Origin of the sequence: Methylobacterium terricola (assembly GCF_006151805.1) — a bacterium.
Lineage (GTDB): Bacteria > Pseudomonadota > Alphaproteobacteria > Rhizobiales > Beijerinckiaceae > Methylobacterium > Methylobacterium terricola.
The window spans coordinates 1-5,627 of sequence record NZ_VDDA01000077.1; the positions used below are offsets into that span (position 1 = coordinate 1).

At 63.1% G+C, this 5,627-nt stretch carries 6 protein-coding genes; 1 reads left to right on the top strand and 5 read right to left on the bottom strand.

Going from position 1 to position 5,627, the window contains the following annotated elements; translation table 11 throughout:
* Nucleotides 1-2 precede the first annotated feature (2 nt).
* Nucleotides 3-1,544, bottom strand: coding sequence for a hypothetical protein (locus tag FF100_RS36475; RefSeq protein ID WP_139040887.1), 1,542 nt, complete (start codon nucleotides 1,542-1,544; stop codon nucleotides 3-5).
* 554 nt (nucleotides 1,545-2,098) lie between these two features.
* On the opposite strand from FF100_RS36475, the gene FF100_RS36480 reads away from it, so the two are divergent.
* On the top strand, nucleotides 2,099-2,740 hold the full coding sequence (locus FF100_RS36480; protein ID WP_139040888.1) for an SOS response-associated peptidase: 642 nt from the start codon (nucleotides 2,099-2,101) through the stop codon (nucleotides 2,738-2,740).
* A 27-nt stretch (nucleotides 2,741-2,767) separates the two neighbouring features.
* Here the strand turns inward: FF100_RS36480 and FF100_RS36485 are convergent, their stop codons facing one another.
* From FF100_RS36485 to FF100_RS36500, 4 genes are all read right to left on the bottom strand, one after another.
* A complete protein-coding gene (locus tag FF100_RS36485) occupies nucleotides 2,768-3,145 on the bottom strand; it encodes a DUF4440 domain-containing protein (RefSeq protein ID WP_139040889.1) in 378 nt (125 codons plus the stop codon).
* Nucleotides 3,146-3,393: 248 nt separating this feature from the next.
* Nucleotides 3,394-4,494, bottom strand: a complete 1,101-nt coding sequence (locus FF100_RS36490; RefSeq protein WP_139040890.1) for an ion channel — start codon at nucleotides 4,492-4,494, stop codon at nucleotides 3,394-3,396.
* Between the two features lie 248 nt (nucleotides 4,495-4,742).
* Complete coding sequence (locus FF100_RS36495) at nucleotides 4,743-5,102, bottom strand: hypothetical protein (RefSeq protein ID WP_205825163.1); 360 nt, start codon at nucleotides 5,100-5,102, stop codon at nucleotides 4,743-4,745.
* Nucleotides 5,103-5,212: 110 nt separating this feature from the next.
* Nucleotides 5,213-5,371: a DUF3309 family protein gene (locus tag FF100_RS36500; RefSeq protein ID WP_099956259.1), complete on the bottom strand. Its 159-nt coding sequence runs from the start codon at nucleotides 5,369-5,371 to the stop codon at nucleotides 5,213-5,215.
* Nucleotides 5,372-5,627 lie beyond the last annotated feature (256 nt).

Consider the following 5,627-nt stretch of genomic DNA (forward strand, 5'->3'; position numbering starts at 1 on the left):
GATCAGAACGGATAGTAGCGCAGCGAAGCGAGGCCGATGACAGCGCTGGTCGAGGGCTGGACCCCGAGGGCGCCTCGGAAGGCATCGCGTTCGACATAGGCAGCCTGCGCACCCACGACTAAGCGGCCGTAAGGGCCCTTGTACAGATCATGCCAGAACCCGCCGGTGATTTCGCGCAGGTCACGGGTCTCGGCTTGGCACGTGGTTGAGGCCGCGCCCTCGATATTGCACCCCGAAACGACCAGAGTCGGTGAGCCGTAGCCGGCTGTGCTGAGCGCACCCGTTCGGTTCGCGTGCTCCCAGCCTGCATAGAGGTACACGTCGGTGCCAGGCATGACGTGCGCGACCGCGCCGGCGAGGAGCTGGAAGGTCGGGATCGGCGCGATCGACCCGTTGGCCCGCAGGGCGAAGTCTGGCAGCTGCCCGGAACCGTAGCGGCCGATGCCCTCCCCGACCAGGCCGCTGGCCTGGATCTCGACGCGCTTATCGAAGAGGGGCAAGGTTGCCGCCGCACCGATGCCGTAGCCGACCGCGTCGTTCGATCGGCCGATCTGGCGGTCGTTGAAGAAGCGCATCAGCCCTTTCATCTCATAGTGGCCATAGCCTGGCTCAAAGGCGAGCTTGCCGACGATGTCGGGAGCGTTGTTGTTCGAGTAGGTGGTCGCACTGTTGAGCTGACCGATCGGATCGCCCGGGTTGCTGAGGTTCGCCGTCAAGCCGACTGGTGTCGCAAATGGGCTCGCAGGCAGCACGCTCTGCGGCGACTCCAGCGAGATACCGGCCCACACACCGGGGGCAATGTCCTTCACCACGCGGATCTGCGGGTTGCGGGTCCAGTTGAAGCCGACGACGTACTGGACGTCGATGGTGAGCGGGATCTGCTCCTTGAGCGCCGTGATGCCGGACAGGTTGGTGGTCGCCAGGCTCCAGGCCTGGCCGGCGAGCACGTGCCAGCCGGTGTCGAGGCTGTCGACGGTCGCGAAAATCTGCCGGATGCGCGGCACATAGCTGTTGCTCTCGCGCGAGTTCGAGTTCACGCCTGCGCCCAGGAAGTCGATCTCGTAGTAGCCGCTGATCTGCAGCGTCGGATCGACCTTGGCGGTGAACATGCCGCTCAGGCGGCTCTGGCGCGCCGAGAAGCGGAATTCGCTCTCGCGCGACTGGAGCGAGTTGCCGAACGGGATCCCGCCGAAATCGGTCCCGACATCCGAGACGAGGTTCGGGTTGCGGAAGATGCCGGCGAGTTCAACGAAGCCGCCCGGCGTGAAGCACAGCGCCGATCCCAACGTGTAGCTGCCGGCATTGCAAATAAGGTCATTAGCCAGCACGATCGGGGTGTGCTCGCTGGCCGCCGCGCGTGCCCCACCGGGTCCGCCCACCCGGGCAACCTCCTGTTGTTGCCTCTGCTTGGCGAGAATGCGCTGCTCCACCGCGCCCAGCGCACGCTGCTGCCGAGCCTGCCCGGCGATGTCAGCCCGTTGTACCCCGCTCCGGGAGCGCAGGGCTGCGAGTTCCTGCTGCATCGCCTGCATCTGCTGCTGCATGGCATCCATCCGGGCCGCCATCTCTGAAACCGTCTGAGCCCGGGCCGGAAGTGAACCGACAGCAGCCGCGAGTACAACCAGCCCGAGTGATGACGTGCGGGGGATTTGCATGGTCTACCCTTCGCCGGTCGTTCGACCTGGGCCGTAAATGCTGGATCGGGCCTGCTCACGACCTGCCGCAGATGGCACAGCCGTGCGACATCACAGGTGAGACGCGCCCCAACTACTGCCGATTTAGTCCGGTCGCTTCCAAATTTAGTGGCGCATGTTGCTCAGAGGCAACGCGATCGTACCCATGCGTGATCTGATGGACCGATTAATTTGATGCATGTATCAACGCGCAAAAATGCAATCAAAAAATATAATATGCGCATCTTGACCTAGTATTTTGTAGCTGAGGCGAGGTGCGCCTAAAACATCAGGGCGTGGTTCGGATCGGCATGTCACGATACCGGCCACTCAGCTTCGCTGCGCGTGTGGCCTGTTGACACTCACGTAACGGCTCGTCCCGACATCAAAGGACTAGCAGGGGCAGATCGGCTACTATCCCGATCATGTGCAATCTCTACAGCCTCGCCCGCTCCCAGGATAAAATCCGGCGCACCTTCGCGGTTGATCGCGACGAGGCCGGCAACCTGCCGCCGCTGCCCGGGATCTTCCCCGACCAGATGGCGCCCGTCGTCTATGTCGATGATGGCGAGCGGGTGCTGACCATGATGCGCTGGGGCTTTCCGCCGCCGAAGGTCGGCACCCAGCCGGTCACCAACGTGCGCAACGTCGCCTCGCCCTACTGGAGGCCCTGGCTCAAACCCGCGCACCGCTGCCTGGTGCCGGTCACCTCGTTCAGCGAGTACGCCGACACCAAACCGCGCAAGACGCCAGTGTGGTTTGCGCTCGACGAGAGCCGGCCGCTCTTCGCCTTCGCCGGGATCTGGCGCCCCTGGACCGGTTTGCGCGGGCCGAAGCGGGACGAGCCGGTCGAGGAGGAGCACCGGCTGTTCTCGTTCCTGACGACCCAGGCAAACGGCGTTGTCGGGCCGGTGCATCCGAAGGCGATGCCGGTGCTGCTCACCACCGCGGAGGAGTGGCGCACTTGGCTGGAAGCACCGGCTGACGAGGCCTTGCAGCTCCAGCGTCCGCTGCCGGACGAGATGATGGCCGAGGTCGCGCGGGGCGAGCGGAGGGATGGAGCCTGATCATCAGCCCGCCGCGCGCCGCCAGCCTTACTCGACAGCTTCGACGGCAGGGCGACTCACGATGGGCGGCGTCTGCTGGTGTTGCACGACGCGCCACTTGTCGTGCTCGAGCCGCCGATAGGTAGAGGTGCAGTGAGCCTCATAGGCCTGCTCACCGCGTGAAGCCGTCGCCTGATAGGCGATGACGATCAGGCCCTCCTGTGGCCGCGAGATCTGCTCCTGGGATATTTCGATTTCCGACCACCGGGGCGTATGGGCGACCGCCTCGATCGCCTGCTTCCCGCTCATGACAAACGGCGGCTGCGGGAGCACCGTCAAGCACTCGTCGTCGACGAGCTGTCGGTAATGATCCGCATCGCCCGTCCAAAGGCTCTTCTCAAAGGACCATACGCGATCATCGTCCATCGTGCTCTGCTCATGGCTTCTCGCGTCGGAGAAGATCGGGGAAACGCGATCGTTCCAGGATGGCAGCCTCGCGCACCTGACGACGGTTATCCTCAGACAGCATTGCTACTCAGGTCGTGCGGCGTTGGCCTTGTGATTGGGCATAGTTTTGGGTTGACAGTGGAAGCTGGTGACCTTGAAAGATCACGATGATAGCACGCGAACAACCGCATTGATCGCCTACATTTTCTCATCATGAAACAGATTATCTATGTTGTAATTGATAAAAGTATTTTGTGCAGAGCGACATCGGTGGTTAATTGACGTTCCCCAACTAGGATGAAAAGAGCGGTCGCATCGATTACTGCATTCGGGGCGGGATTGCTATGTGGGCGGCCCTCCGCATCAGCATAGCCGATAGCGATGCCGTAGTTGGCGCCGAGCACGGCTTGCACGACACGCTCCCACGCCAACCCACTGAACCGCACATCGAACCGCAAGCACTCATCCCCTTCGCTGGAGAACAGGCGCTCGATCACCCATTCCGTGCCAGGGGCAACGATCGCGCGGACGATCATTTCAGGATAGCCGCGTAGAGGGCGCACGATCGCCGATGCGCCAGCTTTCTTCAGTCGCTCACGGTTAAGATCATCGACGCATTCCGCGACGATCCGTGCTGTGATCCCGCGCTCCCGTAACCGATGGATGATGTCGAAGGTGCGGCTGTCGGACAGCCGGTCTCCTTCGTGCTCGGCGAGAATGACGAGCACCTGGGCATTATCGACGCCGGCGGCCTCCAGAGCTGCAGGATCATCAAAACGCCCCTTCAACTGCACGATCAGTGGGTCGTCCTCAAGGTCTGGCGGAAGGCCGTCTGCGAACGCCTCGGTCAGGATGAGAGAGGGAACAGTCGCGTAGTTTGCATGCGAGCGGTGCAGCTGGTCGAGCAAGCGCCGCAGGTAGTCGCCTGGCTCGTCCGCAGGAGCGTTCACGAACACGATGTGGTCGCGCATGTTCCACCTCCACTCGCCACGCCGCTTGCGGTCACGCCGCAGGATCCTGAACTCGAAGAAGGCGCTACCGGCCTGGGTCAGCAGGAAGATGCCGCTGAGGTAAATAAGGACGATGGTCGAAGCGCGACCGGCCGTGGTCTTCGCTGAGTAGTCACCATAACCCGTTGTCGTGATTGTGGTGAAGGTCAGCCATATCGCCTCGCCGAGCGCCAGATGCTCGAAGGCAATCATGGAGACGACATGGAGGCCGATCAGAACGAGTAGGCCGACGACAGCGAAGCGGATGCGGTTCTTGAGGTCGCGGACGACGCTGCGCCGAAACTTGAGTGGTCGTCGAGCGGCCCTGAGACGCGTCATCTTTCCTGATTGCCCATCGCCTCTTGAACCTCCCGGATCAGCATTTCGAGAGAGGGCGGTATCTCGTGCCCATAATCCTCTAGCAACATAGCTGCATCCACAAGCGCACGGATATGGATGATGGGAGTTGATCGGCTCCCGAGGCCTTCGGCGAGCACACGTCCTGCAAGGAGATCCGCGAGCCGAGCCACCTCGGCCATGCCCCCTGTTTTGCCAGACTTGTCCAACTTAAGCTCTCGGCGTCCAGTTCATCGCTTGAACCCCCACACCGGCACGCCTCGATATCGGATCGGCTGATCCTTGAACGCCCGCACCTTGCCGAACGCGATGTACTCCGGGGTCATCTCGACGAACTCAGCCCAGAACGGCATCAGCACACCCGTCCAGTCAACGCGGATGATGCCATCCTTCGGGCTCAACCCGAACAAGCTGACGGCGTCCCAGCCGTATTCGAGCGCCCGGGCACCACGCAGGGTCACGAACTCGGTGCCGCGCTCGTGCGTCTCGCGCCACTCGTCGGGCTTGAAGTTGGGGCACGGGATCACCGCCGGCGACAGGCCGGCGAGGCCGCGGGACCATTCGAGGACGAGGGGTGGGAGAGTAGCCATTGGGAAGGCCTAACCCGCCCCGGATCCTTGTGAAGCTCCGGGACAAGCCACAGCGACAGGATGCCCGTTACCCACCGATGGTGTTGGCGGCGGGAGACGGGCAGGAGGGGTCAGATGGTGATCCGGCCGGTGAGCAGAAGCACGATCAGGATGATGAGCAGGATGCCGCCGATGCCGAGGCCGCCCGTGCGGTAGCGACCGCCGCCGTAGAAACTGCCGCCGCCACCGAAGAGCAGGATGAGGAGGATGAGGACGATCAGGAGGGTCATGGGCGGCAGTCCTTACAGCCAAGCTGGCTCGCAGGAAGAATGTCGCCCATGCGCCTTTCGTTCCTTGTGCGTGCGGGTTCCTGCCCCCTTCCGGAGGCACCAGTCGGCGGACCTTTCCGGCGGCCGACGATTTAGAGCGCCTAACAGAACGGCACGATCGGGTCTGTTGGGCGTTGGGGTGGTATGGCTCGCCCGCTTCTTCCCGACGACCTCTGGTCTGCGATCGCCCCGCTTCTGCCGCCGCACCCGCCTCGCC

What these genes read in the sequence shown, in the direction of transcription:
- FF100_RS36475 (WP_139040887.1), bottom strand. Translation starts at nt 1,544, where the DNA reads ATGCAGCAGCAGATGCAGGCGATGCAGCAGGAACTCGCAGCCCTGCGC.
- FF100_RS36480 (WP_139040888.1), top strand. Translation starts at nt 2,099, where the DNA reads ATGTGCAATCTCTACAGCCTCGCCCGCTCCCAGGATAAAATCCGGCGC.
- FF100_RS36485 (WP_139040889.1), bottom strand. Translation starts at nt 3,145, where the DNA reads ATGGACGATGATCGCGTATGGTCCTTTGAGAAGAGCCTTTGGACGGGC.
- FF100_RS36490 (WP_139040890.1), bottom strand. Translation starts at nt 4,494, where the DNA reads ATGACGCGTCTCAGGGCCGCTCGACGACCACTCAAGTTTCGGCGCAGC.
- FF100_RS36495 (WP_205825163.1), bottom strand. Translation starts at nt 5,102, where the DNA reads ATGGCTACTCTCCCACCCCTCGTCCTCGAATGGTCCCGCGGCCTCGCC.
- FF100_RS36500 (WP_099956259.1), bottom strand. Translation starts at nt 5,371, where the DNA reads ATGACCCTCCTGATCGTCCTCATCCTCCTCATCCTGCTCTTCGGTGGC.